Genomic DNA, 24,970 nt, shown 5'->3' on the forward strand with positions numbered 1-24,970 from the left:
CATGGGCATGTATTATATAATAGAAGAAACACAAACGGAAAGGACATCATGCATTGACCCTACAACAATTAAAATATGTCATTGAGGTTGCCAATCGCGGTTCCATGAATGAGGCGGCAAAGCGGTTGTTCATTTCCCAGCCCAGTCTGTCGAACGCGATTCGTGATCTGGAGGAAGAAATTCATATCACCATTTTTGAGCGTACCAATAAGGGGATTTCTTTGTCCAAGGAAGGCGTGGAATTCCTCGGTTATGCACGTCAGGTCGTTGAGCAGGCGGAGCTGCTGGAAAGTCGCTATCTGGATGCCAAGCCTACACCACAGCATTTTGCTGTGTCCACGCAGCATTACGCTTTTGCCGTAAATGCATTTGTGAATCTGGTGAATCAATATGGTCAAGAAGAGTATGAATTGGCTTTGCGAGAGACCAAAACCCATGAAATCATACAGGATGTCAAAAGCCTGCGCAGTGAGATCGGAATCCTGTATCTGAACGAATTTAACGCCAAGGTCATTAACAAGCTGCTAAAAGATGCGAATCTACAATTCAACAGCCTGTTTACGGCCAAGCCACATATTTTTATCAGTGCCAATAATCCGCTATCCCAACAGTCCATCGTGACCATTGACCAGCTTTATCCGTATCCGTATTTGTCCTTTGAGCAAGGGGAGTACAATTCCTTTCACTTTTCCGAGGAGATTCTCAGTACGTTATCGCATCCCAAAAGCATTCGCGTCCATGACCGGGCGACCCTTTTTAATCTGCTCATTGGGTTGAACGGCTATACCATTTCTACCGGAGTGATCAGTGCCGATCTGAACGGTAACGACATTATTTCCGTCCCTCTGGAATGTGATGAGTCTATTAATGTGGGATGGATTTGCCATAAAAATGCTGCGCTCTCCAAGCTGGCCACTGTCTATGTAGAAGCGCTGCATGAGGCGATAGGGGAATAAAAAGTTGGGTATAGCCCTAGGCTATAACTAGCTATAGTTTATTGGAGTTACCTTATAACTGAAAATGTATGTTATCTTTCTTACAAGAACTTCACTATAGAAGCGAAAAAGGAGATAACCCTAATGAGCAGCATCCTTGATAATGCATCCCAACGTAAAGTGACCCCTTTTAGACATGATATGGTCGGCAGCTTTTTGCGCCCGCAAGCGATTAAAGACGCCAGAATTCAATTTCAAAATAATGAAATCTCTGCGGACGAGCTGAAACAAATTGAAGATAACGAAATTATCAAGCTAGTGGAAAAGCAAAAATCCGTAGGACTTCAAGCCGTGACGGACGGTGAATTCAGACGCTCTTGGTGGCATCTTGATTTTATGTGGGGTCTGGACGGTGTGGAAAAGGTACAGCTTTCGAACGGCTACCAATTCCAAGGTGTGGAAACAAGAGCGGAAACCGCACGCTTGTCCGGTAAAATCGGACATTCCCGTCATCCTTTCATTGAAGATTTCAAATTCCTGAAGCAAGTAGCAGGTGAGGATGCGATCGCACGCCAAACGATCCCGGCACCTGCACAGTTCCTGGCCGAGCTATTGCGCGGAGAGAATAAAGAAACAACCGATACGTATTACAGCAATCTGGATGAACTGGTGACGGATATCGCCAAAGCCTACAAATCCGTGATTCAAGCGTTGTACAATGAGGGTTGCCGCAGCTTGCAACTGGATGATTGCACATGGGGTATGCTCTGTGATAAAAACTATTGGGAAGCTAGACAGCATGCGGGTGAGAATGTGGAAGATACCAAAAAGCTATTCGCTCGCGTGAATCAGGAAACGGTGAAGGATCTTCCAGCCGATTTGGTCGTTACGACCCACGTATGCCGTGGTAACTACCATTCCACCTGGGCATCTTCTGGCGGCTATGAGCCTGTAGCCGAAACCCTGTTCGGCATCGACAACATCGACGGCTACTATCTCGAATTCGATACCGACCGTGCAGGCGATTTCACACCGCTTAAGCATCTGAAAGATCAAAAGCAGGTCGTACTGGGTCTCGTTTCCTCCAAAACGGGTGAACTGGAAGACAAGCAGACGGTCATTAATCGCATTAAGGAAGCGACTCAATTCGTCGACATCAACCACATCTGCCTCAGCCCACAATGCGGCTTTGCTTCGACAGAAGAGGGCAATATTCTGACAGAAGAGCAGCAGTGGAAAAAGCTTGCTTTCATTAAAGAGATTGCGGACGAGATTTGGAAGTAAGGTTTGGTTTAGGATATTTAAAAGGTTCTATTAGTTAAAAATATTTTATTGAAAAACACGTCATATATGGACGTGTTTTTTGATCTTTACAAGATTAGGTGGGGGTTTTCTTTTGATTGAATTCTATAACATTAACAACATGGTCATATGGTTTCGCCAAACTGATGGCGGGAAACTCTAAAAAAGCATAATCTCTGAGTATCCTAAAAAAGGCTAAGACTCTTTTATGTTTGTCCACTTCCTATTTACAACTCTTGCATACAATGGATTGTAGAATGGTATTAAGAGGGAGTGACAAAAAAATGAGTCTTTATTTTCGAAACAGCACCAATTCTACCGTACAGGTAGCCATTTTCTATCACGCGAGTAGGTGTGGGTTTGTCTTTGTGGGACAAACTGGTATATTGTCTACCTGGTACCGTTTGGCGCCTGGTCAAACGAGGGAAGTTGTTACTGGCAACGTAGGGGATAGAACAATATATTATTACGCTGAGAGCGTATCAAGAAATCTTGTGTGGTCAGGTAGTTTCCCCATACATGTTCCTAATTATAACTTCAGTGGATGTTGGATCTGGAATATTAATGGTAATCTATGCAATAATTGCAGAAGAGTTGGTTTTAAAACACTTAACATCCAACGCGGTTTCGTGAACTTCACAGTCAACCTTATTACAAATAGTGCTCAAAGAAAAGCGAAGCTAAAAAATGTTCGTATGGTATTGCCCACAAAAAGGGTAAAAAGAAAATTTAAATTGAATGACCGCAAGAAACTACCTAGAAGCCAATAATTTCATAATGGCGGGAAATCCTTTGCAATTTCGTATTCGATTCGGTTCGCGCTTTTATATAAGAAACTTGAAATTAAGATAATACTGGATATATATATGTTATTTTAATGTTCGATAGGGTATTGAACTTACGTAAAACAATAGTGCAATAGGAACTGCCTTGTTAACTAAAGGTGGCTCCTTTATTTTTGCTAAAAAATCCTTTTATTTTGTAATCTCCCGTATCACATTCCTCGCCAAGCGTACTTTCTCTGGACTCGATTTTTGGAGTATTTTTACGATTTCTTGTATATCAGTTTCATGTTTTGTAACCTTAATATCCTCATTTACATAAGCAAAAAGCTGAATCAAATTAACATCCAGTGCATTAGCAATTTTAGCTATATTTATTAAAGATACGTTTTTTTCTCCACGCTCAATCTGCCCTATGTATGAAAAATGGAATCCACCTTTTTCCCCAAGCGACTCCTGAGACAATCCTTTTTCTTTTCGCAAAGCACGTATTCTGGCACCCACTAATTTAAGAACTTCTTTATCTTCCATCGTCTACACCTCACTATTCTAAAAGTGTAGACAAGATATCCAAACGAAAACATTGAATAATGAATATAATAAATAATAATAATATCTATAAGTATTATTTTGGAGTATAATAAGACAAATATTGAAATTCTCTGGAGGAATAGATATGAAAGAAGCTCTTTCTACCTGTATTCCAAGTCCCACACAATCGTCCAGATCCTCACAACACCTACATCATTCAATAACTGATTTTCAAACTCTATCACAATACCACATGAAACTAGCCCAAATCCTGTACAAGCACAATCAAGTCCAATGCTGCATTATCCTATGTGACTGGGCTTTGACCTCTATGTTAAAAGCACTATATATGAAAGAAACCAACAGCCTTTTCCCTCCGGGATTCCTGTCCATGACGGATCTGCTGCACTTATTACATACTGATACCAGCCCGGGATTGGATGTTGTCGTATTTATAGGCACCACTCAATTTCTTTCAGCCCAGTTAGAAACTCCGCTCCTTCAAAAGATGAAGCGAAAGGATGTGAGCAGGCTACTGCGAAGAACGGACGACATTCTCTGCCAGTTGTCATCCCGAGTGATCAGCGATCCGTCCGAGACGTATCAGTCCATTTTCTGAGAGGGCCCTCCATGGCAAATAAACTTGCCAATCCGCCCTGTCGGTATCCGCTTTTCTTCATAAGATAAGAGTATGCTTTAACGCAAGGAGGGATTCAGACATGGGTGAAGTAGGTTACGGTGGAGCATGGACATCCACAGGTGCAATTTTGGTATTGTTCATTTTGTTGGTAATTATTACTAAGTCTTTTCTGATCTAACAGCAGATTAGTATTGCTTAAATCCACAAATCGGCCTTCTTTCGCGACATCGTGAGGGAGGGCTTTTTATGCAAAATGGATGGTAGCTCTAGTATGTTGTCTGGCCCTGCAAGCATTGTTATACTTTACATACAGGGAGATATTCCCTCTAGTATATAGCAATACGGATAGCGGAAGACGTGAAAAAACGGAAATTCGCTGACGGAAATTAGGAGGGTCGCATGATGAATACGGCAAGCAATCCATTTCAATTTACAACAGATACGGCGACTCTTTGCCTATTTGATACGCAAGCTCTGAAGCATCGCTTGAACGATGAGCCGGATTGGTGGTCCATTGAAGAGGACGAGCTGGGCGAGTTGAACAAAGGAAATGTTGCTTTTTTGAATCTGGGAGCGGACGGAACGTATGAGGTTGTGATGACAGATCATATCGACAAGCCTGCTGTGCGGCTGTTTTTGAAGGTTCCCTCAGGCAACCTATTTATTGGAGCAGGGGAGGAAGCCACAAGTGGTGGGCTGGAGCCTGAGTGTGTATGGGGAGGGATGTTCCTTTCTTTGCAACCGGGACTTTATGAATGCATGGCAAGCAGAGAAGACAACCGTATTTACCTTTCTATAAAAAAAGGAAGCGAAGGCAGCAATAGCTTTACAGATCTGATTCGATTGTAGATTGCAGGATCAATACGTGACGGCCATACATGCCGCTTGAACAGGTGGAAGCAGGAACAACCGAAGCTAGAGGAAATGGAAAAAGGCTATCCCCACGGCTTACAGATCCGTGAAGACAGCCCTTAATCCGTCTATTGATACTTTACAATAATGGCATTGCTGATTTGGCGGCCGGGTGTGGTGAGATAGGAGCCGTTGTAATACAGCCCGCTGGAAGCACCGCCGTCCAGATTCATGGCCTGATAAGCGCCGGCCTGCTTCATCATTTGGGCGAGCTGCGGAATGGTCGCTCCGCTTGTGGTCAGGAGGATCAGCTTATGATCCCGACTCATTCCGAGTGCGCTGCGGGCGCCGCCGCCTGTTAATATTTTAGGGTCCTTGAAGCCTTCGGCTTTGACATTTAGGGAAACCTGACCGTTCGTAACCAGACGAGGTCCAGCTTGAAGAGCACCTTCGACGCTGCCTTGACTTAAGCGTTGTTCAAAGGCAGAACCTGACACCAGCTCGGATAAATGGTTAGCATCGTAGGTGAAGACCGTCCGTTGGTCGCCGGAGCTCTTTTTCAACATCTTTCCATGGCTGACCAGGTAGCCGTAAGGCGTTTTGTAGGAGCTTTTGGTATAGGCATCAAAGAATGTACCGTTTATGGCTACAACCGCTTGATTACGTTTAGCGAGACTGCTTAAGTCTTCCACTTTACCAATGGTATCGCCTGCTAGAGCCACGTCTAGGCTTACCTTGGGATGGAGCATAGAGATGGTGACCACCTTAGCGGAAAAGGTACGAGACCCGACCTTGAAGCTTTTATGAGCCGTTGTAATGGGGGGAGTATTTCCGGGTAGCTTACCAGTAAGTACCGGAAGCGTGACGGACGTTGTACCCTGCTTAATGCGTACAGCTGAGGTTTCCTTTTGCCATGAGACTTGCAGGTTTAGATATTGGCTGACGAACTGCAAGGGTACATAGGTCGAACCATTATCGGTAAAAGGAGCGTTTTGCAAACGGACCGTCTGGTCATTCACTTTGGCGGTAGATTGTCCGGTGAATAATGTGATCCGGGTATTGCCTTGCGCGATTTCTATTTTTTTGTCCGCGGCAGTCATGTTGAGTGTGATCCCTTCATAGCTGTTCAGGAGACGGAGCGGGATGAAGGAGTGGTTACTTTGATCCACATAGACCAGCATAGGTGCTGGGGCAGCAGCGTAGATCGGGGTTACAAGTAATAGCAAGGACAGGATAACAAGTGCGGTGATTCTTTTCATGAATAGATCAATCTCCTTATGTAGTCTTGACACTTTACGAGGTGCTTGTAGTTATATCGGATTTTGTGAGTTGTAAATGTATGTTATACGAATGTTGAGTGTTTAACTGATATAGGAAGCGGGGTGGCTGGGGATGAGCAGGTATGAGACGAGACTTGAGGATTACCGTCGCAGAGAGCGCCCGTCTTATCGTGTGTTTGAAGGATTGCAGGAATTGGTGCATAGCGTGGGGCAACTGCATAATAACTGGTTATATGTGAATGTAGATCAATTGGATCAGGACCCTGTTCACACACCGATTTATTATTGGGATGAGCATTGGCTAGAGGAATGTGCAGAGGAGGGTACAGCCGTAACCAACGAACATGACGAGTCTATTCCCAAGTGGGTGCCAGATCGTCAGGTTCAAACCTGGTTTGAGTTGGCGACCTTCGAAAGTATTGTGGAAGTCCTTAAGGCTGCTGGACAGCCAGTGACGCTTCAGATGGTGATTATAGCGGTAAAATACTATGACAAGCACGATGCCTATCTGGACTATGAAGAGGTGAAGGCAGTGACAGACCTGTGGTCTGTGCTGACAAAGGTGAGAAACCACCTAGCAGAATGAACAAGCCTGTAGATCGAACGGGGCATACATACACTGGATGGGGGAAGCGAATGAGTTGGTTGGATCATGAAATGGCAGCAAAGTGGCGACAGGAAGGAAAAAGGTATGCTGCAGATGTGAATGAATTTGTCAGAATCGGTATGGAAAGTCAGTGGCAGCAAGAGCAGCCAGAGCCAAAGCAAGACGAACGCTCCAAACTGGCCGAAGATATTTTTCGTATGATTCAGGACGCAAATCAGGCAGAGGAAACAGAGCAGTTACGTCGGGAAATTCCGGCTGCATCCTGGCCGCTTACAGCAGCGTTTGAGGAGGCTTTGCAAGCCGTTAGGCCGATAGCCTTTATGAATGGAGGCAATGAAGTCATTCTACATGCGGGCAATCCTCGGGAATGTGGAATGATCTATGTGGCGGGAAAAGATAGAATCTTGCAAATCCCCGGACTGCATCGAGTAGGCTGTTCGCCAGACGGGACTTATTTTGCGTTGGTGGATGGACAGGGGATTCGTATTGTTCGTCAACCGGACTTAAATCTGCAAGGAGAAGAGACAGCACATTTTCAGTGGAAGGATATACAAGGACGCTTAAAAGCATCCATTCCTGATTTGGAGTGCTTGGGAGATGAAGAGCATCCAGAGGATATATTAGATGAAGTGATTCCGTTTGGCGATGGACAGCGAGTTCTGCTGGTATGCGGTTACGGCGTTTATTTGTTGGCTGGTGATCAGGTGGATTTGATCCATCCCAAGACGTCTGAACGAAGAGAACTAGAGCTGGAAGACACGATTGTGGATATGGCCCATGGAGCTGTGTCGAGGGATGGACGCTGGATCGCTTACGGTAGCCAGATGAGTGAGCATATGCTTATGGATCTGTCCGATAAGACGGTGCATACATTGGAGCCAAATTCTAGTTATCCGCATTATGCTGTATTTTCCAAAGATGATTTGAATGTCTGGTACAATGCCTGTCATTTCTACAACGGCGCCACCATTCAAGTGTCGATTGCTGAGGTGGATCAGGGTCTTGCTCAGAATAAGGAAGAGTGGCCGATGATAAATGAAGAAATGCGAGTATACGCTGCAACAGCACTGACGCAAGGATCTATTTTGGGTGATGCCTACGGTTATCTCCGTCTGATTGACAGGGAGGGGCGTGAACTTTGGCGCTATTTTGTCGGCAGTACGATATCCGGGCTGGCAGTTACACCCGATGAAGGCATGTTGGCGGTTGGAACGTATGGTGGTATGCTTCATTTGATTGATTTGCAGAGCAGCACGAAGGACGAATATAGCATTGGCACCGCTCTAATTCACGAGACAGAACGTTGGATGATCTGGCGTAACTATGAGCCGTTGCGCTGGTAATACTAATATTCCGCAAATGGTGATAAAAGCAAGTTCTGATAAGCTGAACTTAAAAGTGCAGTAACACATGAATACAATGCTATTTTCATATAGAGAGCATTTGGCATAAACCCATGATGCAAAATGCGAATAGAGAGGAAAGAGGTGTGAGGACATGGACAAGAAAGCGGATATTCGTACATCTATGAAGGAACTATTTGCACAGATGGATGAAGCCTTTTTTATGGATGTGGAAGAAAATGTACCGATTGAAATGCGTGATGGGAATGTCGACGAGGAGGGATGGATCAAGTGGAAGCCTCTCCCTTCACAGATTACTGAACAGGAAATTCGGGAGATGGAGGAAAAATACCATTTTGAGCTGCCGCCTCTGCTAAGGAGTTTTATCATGTCCTACCATTATGTATCTTTACAATTCGATAATGAATCCATTCCGGGAGTATACTGGAGCGATTGTACGTTTGTTGAGTTCCCGCGTCTGCCTGTAGGTCAAGGCTTAAAGGCATTTTATGATTTGATCGATCAATGGTCACCTCTGCTGTCAGCAGGCTACATTCCTTTTGCAATAGCAGAGGACGACCAAGGTCCCGTTTGTTTAAATGTAGGTAGCAGACATAAGGACGGCGATTATCCTATTGTTTGGTTCTTTCATGAGGACCTACAGCATTTGGATGAGGATGAGCTGCGGATCAGGAGTAATCTGCTTCCCCATGTACAAGGGCTGTTTCCCTCCTCTGTCGAAATGTTTAACGTGATGTTTAAACACATTAGACACTAGCGATTTCCTAAAATGTAATTTTACTGCTCAGCCAACCGAGATATTGACATAAAAAATGAGGAATGTTATAAAAAAGGTAGGCTAGCACTCGAAAGATGGGAGTGCTAACAAAGTAGAATCGTTTGCATAGCTCATATCTGCTGGCCTTACATAGGTTTACATCTGAAAGGAGATATCCGAATGGAGAAAAAACAGTTTCAGGCTGAGTCCAAGCGTCTGCTCGAAATGATGATTAACTCGATTTACACGCAAAAGGAAATTTTTCTAAGAGAGCTGATCTCCAATGCAAGTGATGCGATTGACAAAATTTATTATAAAGCATTGACGGATGATCAACTGGTCTTTGACAAAGAAAATTATTATATCAAAGTAACTGCCAATAAGGATAATAGAACGCTAACCCTGCGTGATACCGGGATTGGTATGACTAAGGAAGAACTAGAAAATAACCTGGGTGTTATTGCTAAAAGCGGCTCACTGGCATTCAAAAATGAAAATGAATCCAAGGATGGTCATGACATCATCGGTCAATTCGGCGTCGGCTTCTATTCAGCTTTCATGGTAGCAGATGTGGTTACAGTGACTACCAAGGCTTTGGGAAGCGATACTGCATATAAATGGGAATCCACAGGTGCGGACGGGTATACCATTGAGGCAGCTGAGAAGGACGAGGTCGGAACCGAGATTGTTCTGAAAATCAAAGCAAACACCGAAGATGAGTCCTACGACGAATATTTGGACGAGTATCGTTTAAAAGCACTGATTAAAAAATACTCCGACTTTATCCGCTATCCGATTAAAATGGATATTACAGGCAAGCGGTTGAAAGAGGGAAGCGACAACGAGTTTGAGGATTACGAGGAAGAACAGCGTATCAACAGCATGGTTCCGATCTGGAGAAAAAACAAAAGCGAGCTGACCGACGAGGATTATCAAAATTTCTATGCGGAAAAACGCTATGGCTACGACAAGCCGCTCCAGCATATCCATGTCAGCGCGGACGGCGCGGTAGTGTACCAAGCTATTCTGTTTATTCCTGAGAATATCCCGTTTGATTTCTACTCCAAGGAATATGAAAAAGGGCTGGAGTTGTATGCCAACGGTGTGCTGATTATGGAAAAATCCCCTGATCTGCTGCCGGATTATTTTAGCTTTGTCAAAGGTATGGTTGACTCCGAAAGCTTGTCACTCAACATTTCCAGAGAAATGCTGCAGCATGACCGTCAGCTGAAGCTGATTGCCAAAAATATCGAAAGCAAAATCAAAGGCCAATTGCTGACCTTGCTCAAAAATGACCGGGAGAAATATGATCAATTCTACAAATCATTTGGCAGACAATTGAAATTTGGTGTCTACAACGATTACGGCAGACATAAAGAAACTCTGCAGGATCTGCTCATGTTCTACTCTTCTACAGAGAAAAAGCAGGTTACTTTGGACGAATACGTATCACGTATGCCAGAAGATCAAAAGTATATCTATTATGCTTCCGGCGAGTCCAACGAGCGTATTGAAAAACTGCCGCAAACCGAAATGGTGGCTGACAAAGGCTACGAAATTCTGTACTTCACTGATGATATTGATGAGTTCGCTATTAAAATGCTCTTAAGCTACAAAGAGAAAGAATTCAAATCTGTATCAAGCGGCGATCTGGGCATTGAGCCTGACGAAACTGAGAAAGAAACAGAAGCAGAACAAAACGACAACAAAGAGCTGTTCGAGTACATGAAGGGCTTGCTGGAAGGCAAGGTATCCAGTGTTAAAGCCTCTAAGCGCTTGAAGACACATCCGGTATGTCTGTCCGCAGACGGCGAGGTGACGATTGAGATGGAAAAAATCTTGAACGCCATGCCTAATAACGCTGATGTCAAAGCGAATAAAGTGCTGGAAATCAATATAAACCATGCCGTGTTCAATTCTTTGAAAGAAGCTTTTGCCGAGGATAAGGAGAAAGTAAACCTCTATACGGCATTACTGTATAATCAGGCTTTGCTGATCGAAGGCTTGCCACTGCAAGATCCAGTTGAATTCACGAACGATATTTGCAAAATCATGGTTTAACAAGTTTTATTACTATATAGAGCCGTTCCCGTACTGGGAGCGGCTTTATTTATCATAAACGTTTCCTAAAGCTTCATGATAGATCATATAGCGCTTACAGAAGAAGGGATGGGCCCACACATTGCCGATCATACTCAATACAAAGGAGGGCAATTATATGAGTCTGGATCAAGCCAACCAGGAACTCCAAAATTTAGACCGTTTAGAACGAAGTGAGCTTATAGAGTTAGTGGAAAAAATCATCAGAGATGAGGGAACAGAAGAGGAAATCGACAGTATGCTGACCATAGTGAAGCAAAATACGCCCCATCCGGGGATCAGTAATTTGATCTACTGGGATGATCGTGATTTGAGTGCGGCAGAGATCGTAGATGAGGCATTACGCTATCAGCCCATCATTTTACCACCCCATGAATCTTCTCCATAGGATGTGGAGGGGTGGTCTTTTGTTTAGAAATAAGATAGTATTAATTCTTTAGGGCTATGAGCATTATATTCAAAAAAACTTCCGTTAAACGTGTGCTGACTTCCCTGGGGTGTATGGGGTAATAGTTGTTTTCTGTTCACTTTACGGAGTTTTATGCCTAATTTTGGGTTTTGTAAAGTTTTTGTGACATGCTCCTGTGAATTTTGACACAGCAAATTATCGTTTTTCTTGATTATTTGGTGGGATGTCTTTATAATCATTTTGTTTGCAAGAATGATTAGCGATTAGCGTATGGAATAAGGAGGTTATTTATTTTGGGAAAAGCATTGATTATTGGCGCCGGTGGCGTGGCCAGCGTTGTGGTGCATAAATGTTGCCAAAACCCAGATGTATTTGAAGAAATTTGTATCGCAAGCAGAACTGTTGAGAAATGCGATGCGCTTAAAGAGAAGCTGGGTGGAGGTCGTACGAAGATTCAAACGGCTCAGCTTGATGCTGACAACACCGACATGGTCATTGACTTGATTCGAAGCTTTCAACCGGATGTAGTTATCAATGTGGCTCTCCCTTATCAGGATTTGACGATAATGGATGCTTGCCTTGAGACAGGTGTTCATTACGTTGATACGGCGAACTATGAACCGCCGGATACGCCGAAGTTTGAATACAGCTGGCAATGGGCCTACAAAGAAAGATTCGAAAAAGCAGGAATTACAGCTCTGCTGGGCAGCGGTTTTGATCCAGGCGTGACTGGAGTATTTACGGCTTATGCTCAAAAGCACTACTTTGATGAAATTCATACGATTGATATTGTGGATGCGAATGCAGGGGACCACGGATATCCTTTTGCAACTAATTTTAATCCGGAAATCAATATTCGTGAAATTACGGCGAAGGGCCGTTACTTTGAAAACGGAGAATGGATTGAAACTGAGCCACTTTCTGAGAAAAAGGTATACGACCTTCCTGAAATTGGACCGAAAAATATATATCTTTTGTACCATGAAGAACTGGAATCTCTTGCAGTGAATATTAAAGGCGTGAAAAAAATCCGCTTCTGGATGACGTTCTCGGACAATTATCTGAATCATTTGAATGTACTTCAAAACGTAGGCATGACTTCGATCGAGCCTATTGATTACGAAGGACAACAAATCATTCCACTGCAATTCCTGAAGGCTATTTTGCCAGATCCGGCTTCTCTGGGTCCAAGAACAAAAGGCAAAACGAACATTGGTTGCATCATCCAAGGCGTGAAAGATGGAAAGCCGAAAACCTATTATGTTTACAATGTTTGTGATCATGAGGAATGTTATGCAGAGGTTGGCTCCCAAGCCATTTCTTACACAACTGGTGTTCCTGCCATGATCGGCGCAATGCTTATCATCAAAGGTCTCTGGAAAAAACCAGGCGTTTACAACGTTGAGGAATTTGATCCAGATCCATTTATGGAAGCCCTAAATAAACACGGATTGCCATGGCAAGAGAACTTTACGCCAACGTTGCTTGATTGAGGTCTGCGATGAATATTGATATTACAGGACTTCCATCACCTTGTTATCTTGTTGACGAAAGACTTCTTGTCAAAAACCTTGAGGTTTTAAATTCCGTTCAAGAACGGACAGGCTGCAGTATTTTGCTCGCTCTTAAGGGATTTTCGATGTTTTCGACCTTTCCTCTGGTTGGCAAATACCTAAAAGGGGTAACCTCCAGTTCGTTGTTCGAGGCTAGACTTGGTCGCGAAAAAATGGACAAGGAAGTTCACGTATACGCACCTGCTTATGTTGACAGTGAATTTGATGAGCTATTGGAGTATGTTGACCATATTGTTTTCAACTCCTTTGATCAACTGAAACGCTACAAAAGCAGAGTGCAAGGCGTAACTTCCAAAAAAATTGACATTGGCATTCGGGTTAATCCGGAATATTCGGAAATCGAAACGCCGCTGTATGATCCTTGCTACAACAACTCCAGAATGGGTGTGACCCTGGCTAACTTTAGACCTGAGGATCTGGATGGCGTGGACGGTATTCATTTTCATACGATGTGTGAACAGAATTCAGATACGCTGGAGCGCACCATTAAAGTCGTGGATGAGAAATTCGGGCCATACATTAAAAACATGAAATGGCTCAATTTCGGAGGCGGTCACCATATTACCAGAGAAGACTATGATCTGGACACGCTGGTACGCTGTATTCAATATTTTCAGGATAAATATGGTGTGCAGGTTTATCTGGAGCCAGGCGAAGCTATTGCTTTGAATACTGGATATCTGGTGGCTACTGTATTGGATACGATGAAGAACGGAATGGATATTGCCATTCTGGATACTTCGGCCGAATGTCATATGCCTGATGTGCTGGCTATGCCTTACCGCCCGAATATCATTGATGCAGGCAAACCTGGTGAGTATGCACATACTTATAGACTTGGTGGGCTTACGTGCTTGGCCGGAGATGTAATTGGAGACTATTCCTTTAAAGAGCCATTGAAGCCAGGAGACAAGCTTGTATTCTGCGATATGGCCCATTACACCATGGTCAAAAACCACATGTTCAACGGAGTCAACCTGCCAGCCATCGCCAGCTACAACGACGAAGAAGGCATTAAGGTAATCCGTCAGTTTTCCTACGAGGACTTTAGCTCTCGTTTGTCGTAAGAAATAGATGTGATTAAATGACTGTACCGAAGAATGAATGAACTACAAAAGCCTCGCCCCTTGAGATAGGGGCGAGGCTTTTTTGTATAGGAAACTGAATTAGTATCTTTATTCCTCAATTTTGGCGGAAATCTTGTACCAGAACAATTGACCGATTTCGTAGCCTGGCACTCCCACTTCTAAGTAGTACTCTTTGCCAGCCTCAAGTTTTTTACCTAAAGTATTCTGTCCTTCTTCTGTTGTTTTAATCATATGACCATCGCTATCTGTTAGAGTCAAATTTAACCATGCATTAGGATACTTATCCCCTTCAATTTTAAAATCAACCCACTTGGTCTGAAAAGCTTTAAATTTATACATATCGTAAGTATCATAGTCTCTTCCTTCAATGAGTTCCCCTATGGTTCCGTATATATCACTACCTAGCCAAACTTCGCTGGCCTTATCATACCAATTGTTAGGCTCCCTGTCAGTTCCATTACCGAAGAGTTGGTTGGTTTCCTTTGCAACTGGTACAGAATCTGCTTCTGCAGCTAAAGCGACACTGGCAGTAGTACTCAACATAAGTGTAAGACCTAATGAAGCTAATAATGTTTTTTTCATGAATAAGAGCCCTCACTTTTTTGGTTTATATTCATTAAGTATACATATTAATTTTAGGTTGTTATTCTATATCATTCACTAAATAATCATATACAAAAAAGAAATAACAATACGTGAGTATAATAGAATTCTTGTTATAAGATGGTGATTTTCCATGATGCAGAAGCTTATACCAGCCATAAGCACGGAGAAGGTGTTAGCGTTCATCCGTAGTTCTCCTACGAGGATAGCTGCGTTTGTGGTAAGACAGGAGTTGTTAAAAGTGGTAAAAATGTGGTCCTGAAAAAGGATCGTGTTTTTTTGTTAACTTCAATTTATCCTTTGATCTACTTGATCGTAGAAGTAATTTTATAGTCGAATAATTGTCCTAACTCAGCACCGGGTGTTTCTACGACCAGGTAGTACCATTTGCCAGCTTCAAGATTTTTACCTAAAGAGTATTCACGATCATTTGCATATCTAATGAAGTGTCCGTTACTGTCAGCCAAACCAAGTCTCAGCCATGTATTAGGGTATATGTCCCCTTGAATATTAAATTGATACCAACCAGACTGAAAGGCTTTAAACTTATAATAATCGGTATTGTCATAACCTCCATCAATGTGTTTGCCTATTTCCCCATAGATGTCGTCTCCTGCCAGTATTTCACTAGCTTCATCGAACCAGTTATTAGGCTCTCTGTCAGTCCCATTTCCAAAGAGCTGGATAGATTCCTTTTGTAAAGCGGGTGCTCCTTCTTGAGCTTCTTGAGCAGATGCAACAGCGGAGGATGTGCTTAATAGAAGTGCAAGACCTAGTGTGGAAAAAACTGCCTTTTTCATTTAATAATCTCTTCCCTTCTTTTGTTTTGTGGGATATATATGATATATTACTAATCCCATCCAGTATTATATAGTGTATTACAATAAATTGGAATAATAAACGAAAATATATATTTTTTTGTCACAATTATGTGTTTTTACAAATTTATTCACCGAACTTCGACATATAAATTGACCAACTTGCTGTATACTATAAAGTTCCATCTTAATATGCTTTCATGAAAAGGGGCATTCTATTTTAGAGGTAACAGAAGCTATGTTATACTCAATAATTGGAGGTGGAAAAATGTTCGACCCGACGGTTTTTGATAATTTAAAAGTGGCTATGGAAAATGCGGTTTACGATCTGGATAATTTGGATTCACGTATTGACATTACTCAGCGGATCGATAGATTGGAAATGTCTGTGATGTCGCGTGAATTTGGCGTACAGTTCAGACTGAGGGAACAGCCGGATGTGATGGCAGAACTTCAACTAAAGATGGATTTAAACAACTTGGCTGCGGAAATTTTGGAAATCAAAGATCAAATTCCGGGATGTGTCTTGTTGCTGAGTTTTTACATGGAAATTCGTGATATTGAGTCACAATGCAGGCGGATTGAAAATATACTGACCGAAATTTGGAAGCCCGATCTTCGATCGGTACAAACGCTTAGTCAGATTTACGGAGAGAAGACACCTACATACCAAAATAGGATTGAACTCCGATTTTCCAGACAAATTAATGAAGATCAGATGGAGGATATTCCAGAGTTATTGGAACATATGTTGCTGACACTTATGGAATTAAACAAGGTCTAAACATCCCTCTTCCTCTTAATAAAGACAGCCTGTCATTTGGGGGATTTAGAGGTAAAGGAGCTAGGAATATATGATAAATGAACACGATTTTTCTGAAATATATGCGATTATGGAGTCTTCTTTTCCAGCATCAGAATGCAGGACGTTTGAGGCTCAAAAGGCTTTACTGAAGCATCCAAGCTATCGTATTATCACTGAAAAGAATGAGCAGGGCAAGGCAGTGGCTTTTTTGGCAGGCTGGGAATTCGCGCATTTTCGGTTTGTAGAGCACATTGCGGTAGATTCCCGTATACGAGGTGGCGGATTAGGCAAAAAACTCATGAGTAGTTTTATCTCACAGTCTGATAAACCGGTAGTACTGGAGGTTGAGCCACCAGGGGATGAATGGACACGGAGAAGGATTGGTTTTTACGAACGTTTGGGGTTTCATCTAAACCATTTTGACTACGTACAACCCCCATTAAGAGAAGGACAGGCTGATCTGCGGCTTCAAATTATGAGCTATCCAGGTGCGCTGGCTGAACAGGATTTTGCTCCGTTTAAAAAGATTTTATATACCGAGGTTTATGGGCTTAAATAAGAGACTACATAGTCAGTTGTATTAAATAAAAGCAAAAGGCTCTGCTTAAGCCGTATTTCTACGGGAGCAGAGCCTTTGTGCTATAAAGCTGTTGGTGCTTCATTATTGTTAATGTTGTGTCCATTTCATCACGAATTCTTTCTCGTCAGTTTCGGTATCTACAGATTCCTCTTGAATGGTAAATCCATTTTTAGTGTAAAAGTTAAATGCTTTCGTGTTTGACTGGTACACCTTTAATTGAATCTCATCATGTTGCTCCTTAACCCAATCTAATAGTAACTTGCCGTAGCCCTTTCTTTGAGAATCAACACGTATAAATAGAGCCGCCAAGTATCCATCCAACATGGAAACGAAGCCGCCGATGCTATGATCATCTTGTATGATAACGTAGTTTTGAGCGAGGGGAAGGTACCTGTTCTCCATCTCAGTAGCTTGTGATGCCCAATACTGCGGAGCAATAAAATGGTGGGCTTCTACGGAAGCATCCAGCCAGATGGCTGCCAGTTCCTTGAACTCTTCTACATTCGCGGGTCTAATCGACATCGTAACGCCTCTTTTCACAGTATGTAATCCTATTCCGATAGTCAAGTATGAGAAAGATGTTGTTGAAATAAAAAAGACCGTCCGAGGACGGTCTTTCTACCCGTGGCGCTTAATTAAAGCTTTGATCCGTATCCCGCGCCTCCGTTAACTCTGTAAATTAGAGAATAACGGACCGGGTAAGGGATACGTTCAACATGTGATTATTGATGTTGACGCACCTCCTTTCCTGATGAACCCATTTTACCATATCTGGTTTGTGATATCCAGTGATTTTCTTATATTTACGGGAATGATTCATAGAAAATATAAGATAAAAATAGCTTGATTTTATGTTCTATGGAAGATATAATCTAAATTACCGTGATTGAAAAACATCGGTGTGAATACATAATATGCGGTCGTGGCGGAATTGGCAGACGCGCACGGTTCAGGTCCGTGTGGGCTAACCCCCCGTGGAGGTTCGAGTCCTCTCGACCGCATCATGCCTAACATTTACAGGTTCTTGGATTGGCTGGATGCCACCAAGAGCCTGTTTTTATATGGGTAAGATGCGTGTACTATTATAACTATTTTATTTATACTGAAATATATATTTGATATAATCCTTTGCACTCTGATTAATGTCTTCGTCACTTGCTTGAAACGAGGCTCCAAAGACAGCGAAATAGGGTAATGTTATGGCGCCAACATGTACTGCGCTTGCTTTAAAAGGTGCTATAACTTCATCAACAGTGAAAGAAACGGAACCAGTAGGTAAGTAATTTTCTTTTTTATCGCCAATGGACATGGCTATCCCTAGCTTCTTTCCTTTTAACTTATCACCTTGTGAACCATAAGCCCATCCGTGAGTAAAAACATCATCGAACCACTTTTTTAATAAAGGTGGGTAACTATACCAATATAAAGGGAATTGAAATATGATATTACTATGTGTTTCAAGTAACTTTTGCTCTCTCAAAACATCAATGCTCCAGTTTGGATACTCTTTATAAATCTCATGAATTGTAATTTCATTGGTATATTGAAGTAATTCTCGTTTCCATCTGTGATTTACTCTGGAATCTTCAATATTCGGATGTGCTAAAATCACGAGAGTTTTCATCATAAATCACCTTTCTTACATAGCATCATTTGTTTTTTGTTGGTACGTCTTATTATTCTGTACGCTATAAAAAAAGTAAATACACACAATAAAGTAATATAGTTACTAGAAAGTGTGCATGGTACTTAGAGTAAATATATGGGATTATAGAATTAATCAGATCAACTTAGTTATTTTAGCGTTGAAGAGGTGGTCGTATGAAACAATATAATTTAGGCATAGAAGCAACACTTGAGATCATCGGAGGTAAGTGGAAATCCTTAATCATATGCTTACTAATGTCTGGTAGAAAGAGGACAAGTGAATTACAGCGCAGTATTCCAGGCGTTTCTCAAAAGGTTCTTATACAGCAGCTCCGTGAACTTGAGAAGGATGGCATCATTGGCAGACATGTGTATAATCAGATGCCTCCAAAAGTGGAGTATTATATAACGGAATATGGTATAACAGCAAATGAAATAATTGATTTAATGTGTTCTTGGGGAAGAGCTAATATCAAAATAAGACAACAGCAAGGAGAAGATGTGATGTTGTTAGAATATGATTCAAAATGAATAGTGGAGTAAAAAAGCGTTATAGACTACGATGTTTGCGGCGGTTTTCTTCGGCTGCCTTCAAGTGCTATGTTATATGTTGAGCCACAAGCTGATTTGCTATATAGTAATGACTGGACAACCATTCCATCCATATTAAATGAATGCCAAAGTAGGGGGACCATTTACAATGATTATTAAACCGAAAATTCGTGGTTTCATATGTACGACTGCACATCCTGCAGGATGTGCGGCTCATGTTAATCGTCAGATCAACTACATCAAAGACAGTACATCAATACAAGGAGCTAAAAAGGTACTTGTGATCGGAGCATCTACTGGATATGGGCTGGCTTCTCGTATTGCTGCGAGCTTTGGGCTGGGAGCGGATACCATAGGGGTATCCTATGAACGTCCCGCATCAGAGGGGCGCACGGCTTCAGCAGGCTGGTATAATACAGTAGCCTTTGAAAGAGCGGCCAGAGCAGCTGGCTACATAGCAGAAAGCATTAATGGAGATGCTTTTTCTCATGAAATTAAGCAGGAGACATTGAAGCTGGTAAAGGAAAAGCTGGGCAAGGTAGACCTGATTGTGTATAGTGTCGCTTCACCGCGACGGACACATCCCGATACGGGTGAAACTTTTAATTCCGTTCTCAAGCCTATCGGACAGTCTTTTTCTAATAAAACAGTGAATACGAATACAGGTGTCGTATCAGAAATTACGCTGGAACCGGCTACGCAGGAGGAAATTGAGAACACCATCACGGTAATGGGTGGCGAAGATTGGTCCTTGTGGCTAAAAGCGTTGGAAGAAGCTGATCTGCTGGCTGAAGGGGTAACCACACTGGCTTACTCGTATATTGGTCCCGAAATTACGGAGGCTATCTATCGTAAAGGAACCATTGGCCAAGCTAAAAATGATTTGGAAGCTACAGCACATACTCTAACAAAGCAACTGGAACGTTATCATGGAAAAGCCTACGTTTCTGTGAATAAAGCTTTGGTTACACAATCCAGTTCGGCTATTCCAGTCGTACCATTGTATATTTCTTTGCTGTTTAAGGTCATGAAGGAAAAGGGACTGCACGAGGGATGTATTGAGCAGGCACAACGTCTGTTCGAGACGCTATACAGTGGGTCCACGGTGGAAACGGATGAAGAAGGACGCATCCGTCTGGATAACTGGGAAATGAGAGACGATGTACAGCAGGCTGTCAAAGCAGCTTGGTCCGAAATTACTACAGAAAATGTATCTGAATTGGGCGATCTCGAACAATACCGTCTGGATTTCCTCCAATTATTTGGATTCGGGTTTGATGAAATTGATTATGAATTAGATGTTAACCCAGAGGTAGACACGACTTCATAAGTGAATATGTGTAAAATAAAAACGGGTACTCTCAAGCGATGCAATTGGCTTAAGAGGCCCGTTTTTTTATATTCTAGCAAAATACAAGTTGCACTCGTTTCACTAACAGCATTTATCGAGAATTAGACGTGGAAAGCGACTTACGGTGCAGCAAGCGAAAAACGGCAATGGTAATGATAATCCCCGCAATGCCAAAGATTGCAACAGAAGTCAGGGCCCGGTAAGCTTGCCAGCCGAACAAAAATGTAATACCACTGCCAAACGTTGTACCTGCCAGTAACCCAAGTGCGCAGGCAATATCCGTTCCAAATTTCATAAACATGTTCCTTTCAAATGTATAAATTAAAAAGTAACTTGTACTTTTTCTCTGGACTTGGGCACACACTTGTGCGTACAATTAAATAGTAATCGTTTTCAAACGGAATCTATTAATCATTATGTATCATTCTTGTACAAATTATTCCTTTTTCAGGAGGCTGATGAAATGAATATGAATGAACAGATCAAGCTGTGGAATGAAGAGGCGCAGGCTAGTAACGCTGATCATCCTCACCGAAAGGTTGAATTGTTTATCGAGGTACGAGATGGAGCATTGGAGGCTGTTGTTCCTTATTTGAACCAACAGGATTATCGTCATGTAACTCTGGTAGAAGATGAGCATACTTCAGTGGCAGCAGGAAAAAGAGTGGCTGAGCTGATCCGTGAGGCAGGTTTGATAGTTGATGTAGTCCGTTTATCTCCGAATGCTGTAGGGGATGTCATTGCTGATGAAACCTACATTATGAAGGTGCTGCTGGGTGTGGCGGATAAGAGTCAGGCTGTACTTGCTGTAGGTTCTGGCACGATTCATGATCTGGTTCGCTTCGTATGTTATAAAATGAATCGTCCCTTCTTGTCAGTACCGACGGCTGCTTCGGTGGATGGTTTTACCTCCGCAGGCGCACCACTGATTGTGGACGGCAGCAAGCAGACATTCCAAGCAGTTCCGCCAGAGGCGATCTTTGCTGATTTGTCCGTGCTGGCAAATGCGCCACAGACGATGACTGCTGCAGGTTTTGGCGATATGCTTGGTAAGTTCACCTCACTAGCGGACTGGCAAGTTTCCAGAGATTTGGGAAATGAGCCGTATTCGCCTGTGGCTAATCGCATTACCGAGGAGGCTTTGCGTGCCTGTGTAGAGCATGTCGATGAGATTGCGGCAGGCAGCAAGGCTGGTGTCGAGGTATTGATGAATGCGCTGATTGCATCCGGTATTTCGATGCTGATGATAGATCATTCCCGTCCAGCGTCAGGGGGAGAGCATCATATTTCCCATCGAATTGAAATGGATTTTATTGCAGAGGGACGCAAGCAAGTTTTGCATGGTGCCAAAGTAGGCGTAGCATCCGCATTGCTGTCTGACCTGTACAGGGATTTAGCAGCCAGTCAGGATGTAGAGGCTTTTAAGGTGTATCAGGCTTTGCCTACGTCGGAGCAGATGCGTGCATGGCTGGCTCAGGTCGGAGGTCCATCTACCATTACCGAGCTTGGGGTTACGGAGGAACAGCTTGCTCGTGCATTGCGCACGGCTCATACCTTGCGTGATCGCTATACTGGGCTCAAGTATATGAACGAACATCAATTGCTTCGTTCGTAATGTGCAACATCTATACAAATTGTCCTTAGATATTCGGCCAGTTATGTGTGGCAAGGAAGGGATAAGTGAATGGGTTTACATTTCCGACAGCAATACGACGATATCCTGTTCCTGTAACATTTGTATGTACAAATGAACGGTATGCTATAATCGTGGAATATGAACAGGTACACGATATTGCAAGTACGGAGGAAATTATGGCGCCCAAATATATACAAGTTAAACAGGAAATTTTGTCCTGGATTCATTCATCCAAACTGGAACCGCAAAGCCAGCTTCCATCTGAGCATGAAATGTCTGAACAATTTGCTGTTAGTCGGCAAACGGTGCGTCAGGCGCTGGGTGAACTGGTGCAGGAAGGATGGCTGTTTCGAATGCAGGGCAAGGGAACCTTTGTCGCGACACGTGACAGTAAACAGCCCGAAGATCCAAAGATTATTGGAGTCATTACAACCTATATTTCGGATTATATTTTCCCTTCCATTGTACAGGGAATTGAATCCAAATTGAGTCGCCAGGGCTACAAGATGCTGCTGTCAAGTACAGGTAATGACCCTGAGCAAGAAAGTCAGTGCCTGGAAATGCTGTTAAGTCAACCGCTGAGCGGAATTATTATTGAACCGACCAAAAGTGGAGAGCGTAACCCCAATCTGAACTATTATTTAACCGTGGAAAATCGCCAAATCCCTTATTTGATGATCAATGCGCGTTATGAGGAAATGGATGCGCCATGTCTGCGAGTAGATGATGAAAAGGGTGGTTTTTTGGCGGCCGAGCATCTGATTAAGCTGGGACATCGACGCTTGGCTGGATTTTTCAAAACCGATGATATGCAGGGGATTCTTCGTATGAAGGGATTTGTGGCCGCTCACCGCAAATACGGAGTGACATTACACCCGAACGCAGTAACGACTTACCGGACAGAAGAAAAAAATGAGATTCCGCTACAACGTGCGTCGAGGCTGCTGGCGATGGAGGCGGGAGAGCGTCCTACTGGATGGGTGACCTATAATGATGAGTTGGCTGTTCGACTCCTGGATATTGTACGTTCGGCGGGTCTGAATATACCCAATGATCTATCGCTGGTTGGGTTTGATGATTCGTTTTTGGCGACAGCAACAGAAATCAAGCTAACGACAATTCGGCATCCAAAGGAAGAATTGGGGTTACGTGCTGCCGATACCATGCTGTCGATGATTGAAGAGAAGGGGTGCCATGAAGAAGATCGTCAGTTAATTCTCCCGCCTGAGCTCATCGTTCGTGAATCTACAGGGCCTGTCCAGGTCATGCCTGGAGAACACTAGGCTGGGAGATCAGTCACTTTTATTACTTAACATGTAAGGACAGGTTAGTAAGTATACAGCTGTAACGCTTCATATTTGATGGGCATGGTTCTCGCCATACCGAACAGTCTGTTTTCTGGATTGCAGAAATAGACTGTTATTGTTATATCTTTTCTGAAAATAAGTACATAAATCTATCGAAAAAACATAAAAAGGTTAGCTAAGTTGTACGTACAAGTATATAATGAAAGCAGAACCAAGAATAAAGGGTCAATGCAATCGGTCTGTAACCGTTCTCTGTTGGTCGACACTAACCTGACAGGGCTTATTGTCGGGTATACGTTGCTGACGTAACCGGACGGGAATTTATTTAAGGTTGCAGCTTCCACCCAAACTCCTGCGCTGGGTGCGGCCATGTTCGCAGCAGTGCTGCGGGAGCTTAAACTGGAGGGTACAATGATATCATCGAAGCAGCGCGTCATATGGCACGTGTACGGGACGAGAGCTTCAAACCGATCCCTGAGAACGCGGCCGTGTATGATAAGCTGTACGAGGAATACTGCCGTCTTCATGACTACTTTGGACGTGGAGCAACCCTGTGATGAAAAAGCTAAAGTCCATTAAGGAAGAAGCGGGACGTTCAACTGAAGCGGCAAGCATTCATTCTTAAGATACTGACAAATATAAGCAAGAAATATTTAAAGCTCTGTTATCTAAAAAGCACAGTACACCGAGGAATCGGCAGACTGTGCTTTTTTGCATTTTATATTCTGTGAAATTACATGATGTGAAAGTCTCAGTGAATGAAAGATGGTAATGCGTTCCTTTCAAAGACTTTCATGAAAATTACAACCATTTCTCTTTTACGGACATTTTTACTTTTTCAGCATGGCATCAGCAAACAAAATGGATTTTGGAATACGGAAAAACTGTTCCGCCTGATCCTGGAAGGTTTGCGAAGGAACGGTACCCTGATGCAACCATTTCCGAAATGTACCGGGGTGAACGCCAATCCAATGACTCACATCGGTCACCGAAATATCATGTACCATGCATAGACCCGCCAAAATCCGATTTTTAACCGGAGAGCGAGTCACAGTCCGTTTCATAAAACGGGACGGCGCTGGTTGACAGATGAGTGGTGAACGCCGGACAACCTCTTCATTAAATAGGATATGGTGCGGATAACCAAGTGTATTACACGTCTTTTCCAGATTAGTGTTGCCGGGAATGCGACCTTCATATACCCACGCACTGACACTACGGGAGGAAATGGAAAGCTCCTCGGCAAGTTGGGACAGTTTAATGTCATTAGCCATCAAAACGGCAAGCAAAACGCGATTGCGCACCTGACAGCGTGTTGGTTTACGAAAACGTTTGACACGCACGCCTTTTCCCAAATATTTGCGATTGATCAGAGACCACGCCTGAATGGAATGTTTATCTTGTTGTTTAGGCATATACCCTCCGATTTTTTTAAACACATACTACTATA

Annotated in this window: 27 protein-coding genes, 1 tRNA gene and 1 pseudogene; 21 read left to right on the forward strand and 8 right to left on the reverse strand. The window is 43.0% G+C overall.

The genetic code is table 11. From position 1 onward, the window contains the following. Positions 1-53 precede the first annotated feature (53 nt). From MKX46_RS24060 to MKX46_RS25660, 3 genes are all read left to right on the forward strand, one after another. A complete protein-coding gene (locus tag MKX46_RS24060) occupies positions 54-956 on the forward strand; it encodes a LysR family transcriptional regulator (protein ID WP_029516653.1) in 903 nt (300 codons plus the stop codon). 123 nt (positions 957-1,079) lie between these two features. Next, complete coding sequence (locus MKX46_RS24065) at positions 1,080-2,219, forward strand: 5-methyltetrahydropteroyltriglutamate--homocysteine S-methyltransferase (RefSeq protein ID WP_069012179.1); 1,140 nt, start codon at positions 1,080-1,082, stop codon at positions 2,217-2,219. Positions 2,220-2,521: 302 nt separating this feature from the next. Then, a complete protein-coding gene (locus MKX46_RS25660; RefSeq protein ID WP_029516655.1) occupies positions 2,522-3,007 on the forward strand; it encodes a DUF1036 domain-containing protein in 486 nt (161 codons plus the stop codon). Between the two features lie 204 nt (positions 3,008-3,211). Here the strand turns inward: MKX46_RS25660 and MKX46_RS24070 are convergent, their stop codons facing one another. Next, positions 3,212-3,550, reverse strand: a complete 339-nt coding sequence (locus MKX46_RS24070) for a helix-turn-helix domain-containing protein (RefSeq protein ID WP_029516656.1) — start codon at positions 3,548-3,550, stop codon at positions 3,212-3,214. Positions 3,551-3,941: 391 nt separating this feature from the next. Here MKX46_RS24070 and MKX46_RS24075 point away from each other — a divergent pair, with 391 nt between their 5' ends. The 3 genes from MKX46_RS24075 (at position 3,942) to MKX46_RS24085 (ending at position 5,039) form a co-directional block, all read left to right on the forward strand. Then, complete coding sequence (locus MKX46_RS24075) at positions 3,942-4,169, forward strand: hypothetical protein (RefSeq protein WP_256026102.1); 228 nt, start codon at positions 3,942-3,944, stop codon at positions 4,167-4,169. Positions 4,170-4,269: 100 nt separating this feature from the next. Next, complete coding sequence (locus tag MKX46_RS24080; RefSeq protein WP_014599622.1) at positions 4,270-4,368, forward strand: hypothetical protein; 99 nt, start codon at positions 4,270-4,272, stop codon at positions 4,366-4,368. Positions 4,369-4,592: 224 nt separating this feature from the next. After that, positions 4,593-5,039, forward strand: a complete 447-nt coding sequence (locus tag MKX46_RS24085) for a DUF6386 family protein (protein WP_245231559.1) — start codon at positions 4,593-4,595, stop codon at positions 5,037-5,039. Positions 5,040-5,170: 131 nt separating this feature from the next. Here MKX46_RS24085 and MKX46_RS24090 read toward each other — a convergent pair whose 3' ends face one another. Beyond that, positions 5,171-6,301, reverse strand: a complete 1,131-nt coding sequence (locus MKX46_RS24090; protein WP_069012176.1) for a phosphodiester glycosidase family protein — start codon at positions 6,299-6,301, stop codon at positions 5,171-5,173. A 133-nt stretch (positions 6,302-6,434) separates the two neighbouring features. Here MKX46_RS24090 and MKX46_RS24095 point away from each other — a divergent pair, with 133 nt between their 5' ends. The 7 genes from MKX46_RS24095 to nspC all read left to right on the forward strand — a co-directional run bounded on the left by MKX46_RS24095 (position 6,435) and on the right by nspC (position 14,200). Beyond that, positions 6,435-6,908, forward strand: coding sequence for a DUF7716 domain-containing protein (locus tag MKX46_RS24095; protein WP_069012175.1), 474 nt, complete (start codon positions 6,435-6,437; stop codon positions 6,906-6,908). Between the two features lie 50 nt (positions 6,909-6,958). Then, a complete protein-coding gene (locus tag MKX46_RS24100) occupies positions 6,959-8,272 on the forward strand; it encodes a PQQ-binding-like beta-propeller repeat protein (RefSeq protein WP_029516660.1) in 1,314 nt (437 codons plus the stop codon). Positions 8,273-8,426: 154 nt separating this feature from the next. Next, positions 8,427-9,050 carry an SMI1/KNR4 family protein gene (locus tag MKX46_RS24105; protein ID WP_069012174.1) on the forward strand — a complete coding sequence of 208 codons (624 nt, stop codon included), beginning with the start codon at positions 8,427-8,429 and terminating at the stop codon, positions 9,048-9,050. A 180-nt stretch (positions 9,051-9,230) separates the two neighbouring features. Continuing rightward, positions 9,231-11,111: a molecular chaperone HtpG gene (gene htpG / locus MKX46_RS24110; RefSeq protein ID WP_069012173.1), complete on the forward strand. Its 1,881-nt coding sequence runs from the start codon at positions 9,231-9,233 to the stop codon at positions 11,109-11,111. Between the two features lie 157 nt (positions 11,112-11,268). Then, entirely contained in the window at positions 11,269-11,538 is a 270-nt protein-coding gene (locus MKX46_RS24115) for a bacteriocin immunity protein (RefSeq protein ID WP_069012172.1), read from the forward strand. Positions 11,539-11,852: 314 nt separating this feature from the next. Next, positions 11,853-13,052, forward strand: coding sequence for a saccharopine dehydrogenase family protein (locus MKX46_RS24120; protein WP_016819676.1), 1,200 nt, complete (start codon positions 11,853-11,855; stop codon positions 13,050-13,052). Between the two features lie 8 nt (positions 13,053-13,060). Continuing rightward, complete coding sequence (nspC, locus tag MKX46_RS24125) at positions 13,061-14,200, forward strand: carboxynorspermidine decarboxylase (RefSeq protein ID WP_029516665.1); 1,140 nt, start codon at positions 13,061-13,063, stop codon at positions 14,198-14,200. Positions 14,201-14,308: 108 nt separating this feature from the next. On the opposite strand, the gene MKX46_RS24130 is transcribed toward nspC, so the two are convergent. Both MKX46_RS24130 and MKX46_RS24135 read right to left on the reverse strand, forming a co-directional pair. Next, positions 14,309-14,803: a hypothetical protein gene (locus tag MKX46_RS24130; RefSeq protein ID WP_069012171.1), complete on the reverse strand. Its 495-nt coding sequence runs from the start codon at positions 14,801-14,803 to the stop codon at positions 14,309-14,311. A gap of 326 nt (positions 14,804-15,129) precedes the next feature. Then, on the reverse strand, positions 15,130-15,624 hold the full coding sequence (locus MKX46_RS24135; RefSeq protein WP_039269955.1) for a hypothetical protein: 495 nt from the start codon (positions 15,622-15,624) through the stop codon (positions 15,130-15,132). 286 nt (positions 15,625-15,910) lie between these two features. Here MKX46_RS24135 and MKX46_RS24140 point away from each other — a divergent pair, with 286 nt between their 5' ends. Together MKX46_RS24140 and MKX46_RS24145 are read left to right on the forward strand one after the other, a co-directional pair. After that, entirely contained in the window at positions 15,911-16,426 is a 516-nt protein-coding gene (locus MKX46_RS24140) for a hypothetical protein (RefSeq protein ID WP_069012170.1), read from the forward strand. Positions 16,427-16,496: 70 nt separating this feature from the next. Then, positions 16,497-17,006 (forward strand): GNAT family N-acetyltransferase, encoded by a 510-nt coding sequence (locus MKX46_RS24145; RefSeq protein WP_039269957.1) that lies wholly within the window; start codon positions 16,497-16,499, stop codon positions 17,004-17,006. 108 nt (positions 17,007-17,114) lie between these two features. Here the strand turns inward: MKX46_RS24145 and MKX46_RS24150 are convergent, their stop codons facing one another. Then, complete coding sequence (locus MKX46_RS24150) at positions 17,115-17,549, reverse strand: N-acetyltransferase (protein ID WP_039269959.1); 435 nt, start codon at positions 17,547-17,549, stop codon at positions 17,115-17,117. 394 nt (positions 17,550-17,943) lie between these two features. Here MKX46_RS24150 and MKX46_RS24155 point away from each other — a divergent pair. Next, positions 17,944-18,028, forward strand: a tRNA-Leu gene (locus MKX46_RS24155). A gap of 92 nt (positions 18,029-18,120) precedes the next feature. On the opposite strand, the gene MKX46_RS24160 is transcribed toward MKX46_RS24155, so the two are convergent. Continuing rightward, positions 18,121-18,651, reverse strand: a complete 531-nt coding sequence (locus tag MKX46_RS24160; RefSeq protein ID WP_341071872.1) for an NAD(P)H-dependent oxidoreductase — start codon at positions 18,649-18,651, stop codon at positions 18,121-18,123. A gap of 197 nt (positions 18,652-18,848) precedes the next feature. Between MKX46_RS24160 and MKX46_RS24165 the strand changes: the two genes are divergently transcribed. Together MKX46_RS24165 and fabV are read left to right on the forward strand one after the other, a co-directional pair. Beyond that, entirely contained in the window at positions 18,849-19,205 is a 357-nt protein-coding gene (locus MKX46_RS24165; protein ID WP_029516671.1) for a winged helix-turn-helix transcriptional regulator, read from the forward strand. A 169-nt stretch (positions 19,206-19,374) separates the two neighbouring features. Next, a complete protein-coding gene (gene fabV, locus MKX46_RS24170; RefSeq protein WP_341071873.1) occupies positions 19,375-20,556 on the forward strand; it encodes an enoyl-ACP reductase FabV in 1,182 nt (393 codons plus the stop codon). A 112-nt stretch (positions 20,557-20,668) separates the two neighbouring features. Here fabV and MKX46_RS24175 read toward each other — a convergent pair whose 3' ends face one another. Next, positions 20,669-20,872: a hypothetical protein gene (locus tag MKX46_RS24175; protein ID WP_029516673.1), complete on the reverse strand. Its 204-nt coding sequence runs from the start codon at positions 20,870-20,872 to the stop codon at positions 20,669-20,671. A gap of 168 nt (positions 20,873-21,040) precedes the next feature. Between MKX46_RS24175 and MKX46_RS24180 the strand changes: the two genes are divergently transcribed. The 3 genes and pseudogenes from MKX46_RS24180 to MKX46_RS24190 all read left to right on the forward strand — a co-directional run. After that, positions 21,041-22,192 (forward strand): sn-glycerol-1-phosphate dehydrogenase, encoded by a 1,152-nt coding sequence (locus tag MKX46_RS24180; RefSeq protein ID WP_341071875.1) that lies wholly within the window; start codon positions 21,041-21,043, stop codon positions 22,190-22,192. A gap of 197 nt (positions 22,193-22,389) precedes the next feature. Further along, positions 22,390-23,496, forward strand: coding sequence for a GntR family transcriptional regulator (locus MKX46_RS24185; RefSeq protein WP_341071927.1), 1,107 nt, complete (start codon positions 22,390-22,392; stop codon positions 23,494-23,496). A gap of 267 nt (positions 23,497-23,763) precedes the next feature. Continuing rightward, a pseudogene (locus MKX46_RS24190) lies at positions 23,764-24,145 on the forward strand (ribulokinase); the annotation flags it as partial. A gap of 205 nt (positions 24,146-24,350) precedes the next feature. On the opposite strand, the gene MKX46_RS24195 reads toward MKX46_RS24190, so the two are convergent. Then, positions 24,351-24,935, reverse strand: coding sequence for a helix-turn-helix domain-containing protein (locus tag MKX46_RS24195; protein ID WP_007429779.1), 585 nt, complete (start codon positions 24,933-24,935; stop codon positions 24,351-24,353). Positions 24,936-24,970: the final 35 nt, after the last annotated feature.

It is taken from the genome of Paenibacillus sp. FSL P4-0113, assembly GCF_038009305.1.
Taxonomy (GTDB): Bacteria; Bacillota; Bacilli; order Paenibacillales; family Paenibacillaceae; genus Paenibacillus; species Paenibacillus polymyxa_D.

Bases quoted from the DNA above. Each gene is read 5' to 3' on its own strand.
- MKX46_RS24065 (WP_069012179.1), top strand. From the start codon at position 1,080: ATGAGCAGCATCCTTGATAATGCATCCCAACGTAAAGTGACCCCTTTT.
- MKX46_RS25660 (WP_029516655.1), top strand. From the start codon at position 2,522: ATGAGTCTTTATTTTCGAAACAGCACCAATTCTACCGTACAGGTAGCC.
- MKX46_RS24070 (WP_029516656.1), bottom strand. From the start codon at position 3,550: ATGGAAGATAAAGAAGTTCTTAAATTAGTGGGTGCCAGAATACGTGCT.
- MKX46_RS24075 (WP_256026102.1), top strand. From the start codon at position 3,942: ATGACGGATCTGCTGCACTTATTACATACTGATACCAGCCCGGGATTG.
- MKX46_RS24080 (WP_014599622.1), top strand. From the start codon at position 4,270: ATGGGTGAAGTAGGTTACGGTGGAGCATGGACATCCACAGGTGCAATT.
- MKX46_RS24085 (WP_245231559.1), top strand. From the start codon at position 4,593: ATGAATACGGCAAGCAATCCATTTCAATTTACAACAGATACGGCGACT.
- MKX46_RS24090 (WP_069012176.1), bottom strand. From the start codon at position 6,301: ATGAAAAGAATCACCGCACTTGTTATCCTGTCCTTGCTATTACTTGTA.
- MKX46_RS24095 (WP_069012175.1), top strand. From the start codon at position 6,435: ATGAGCAGGTATGAGACGAGACTTGAGGATTACCGTCGCAGAGAGCGC.
- MKX46_RS24100 (WP_029516660.1), top strand. From the start codon at position 6,959: ATGAGTTGGTTGGATCATGAAATGGCAGCAAAGTGGCGACAGGAAGGA.
- MKX46_RS24105 (WP_069012174.1), top strand. From the start codon at position 8,427: ATGGACAAGAAAGCGGATATTCGTACATCTATGAAGGAACTATTTGCA.
- htpG (WP_069012173.1), top strand. From the start codon at position 9,231: ATGGAGAAAAAACAGTTTCAGGCTGAGTCCAAGCGTCTGCTCGAAATG.
- MKX46_RS24115 (WP_069012172.1), top strand. From the start codon at position 11,269: ATGAGTCTGGATCAAGCCAACCAGGAACTCCAAAATTTAGACCGTTTA.
- nspC (WP_029516665.1), top strand. From the start codon at position 13,061: ATGAATATTGATATTACAGGACTTCCATCACCTTGTTATCTTGTTGAC.
- MKX46_RS24130 (WP_069012171.1), bottom strand. From the start codon at position 14,803: ATGAAAAAAACATTATTAGCTTCATTAGGTCTTACACTTATGTTGAGT.
- MKX46_RS24135 (WP_039269955.1), bottom strand. From the start codon at position 15,624: ATGAAAAAGGCAGTTTTTTCCACACTAGGTCTTGCACTTCTATTAAGC.
- MKX46_RS24140 (WP_069012170.1), top strand. From the start codon at position 15,911: ATGTTCGACCCGACGGTTTTTGATAATTTAAAAGTGGCTATGGAAAAT.
- MKX46_RS24145 (WP_039269957.1), top strand. From the start codon at position 16,497: ATGATAAATGAACACGATTTTTCTGAAATATATGCGATTATGGAGTCT.
- MKX46_RS24150 (WP_039269959.1), bottom strand. From the start codon at position 17,549: ATGTCGATTAGACCCGCGAATGTAGAAGAGTTCAAGGAACTGGCAGCC.
- MKX46_RS24160 (WP_341071872.1), bottom strand. From the start codon at position 18,651: ATGAAAACTCTCGTGATTTTAGCACATCCGAATATTGAAGATTCCAGA.
- MKX46_RS24165 (WP_029516671.1), top strand. From the start codon at position 18,849: ATGAAACAATATAATTTAGGCATAGAAGCAACACTTGAGATCATCGGA.
- fabV (WP_341071873.1), top strand. From the start codon at position 19,375: ATGATTATTAAACCGAAAATTCGTGGTTTCATATGTACGACTGCACAT.
- MKX46_RS24175 (WP_029516673.1), bottom strand. From the start codon at position 20,872: ATGAAATTTGGAACGGATATTGCCTGCGCACTTGGGTTACTGGCAGGT.
- MKX46_RS24180 (WP_341071875.1), top strand. From the start codon at position 21,041: ATGAATATGAATGAACAGATCAAGCTGTGGAATGAAGAGGCGCAGGCT.
- MKX46_RS24185 (WP_341071927.1), top strand. From the start codon at position 22,390: ATGGCGCCCAAATATATACAAGTTAAACAGGAAATTTTGTCCTGGATT.
- MKX46_RS24195 (WP_007429779.1), bottom strand. From the start codon at position 24,935: ATGCCTAAACAACAAGATAAACATTCCATTCAGGCGTGGTCTCTGATC.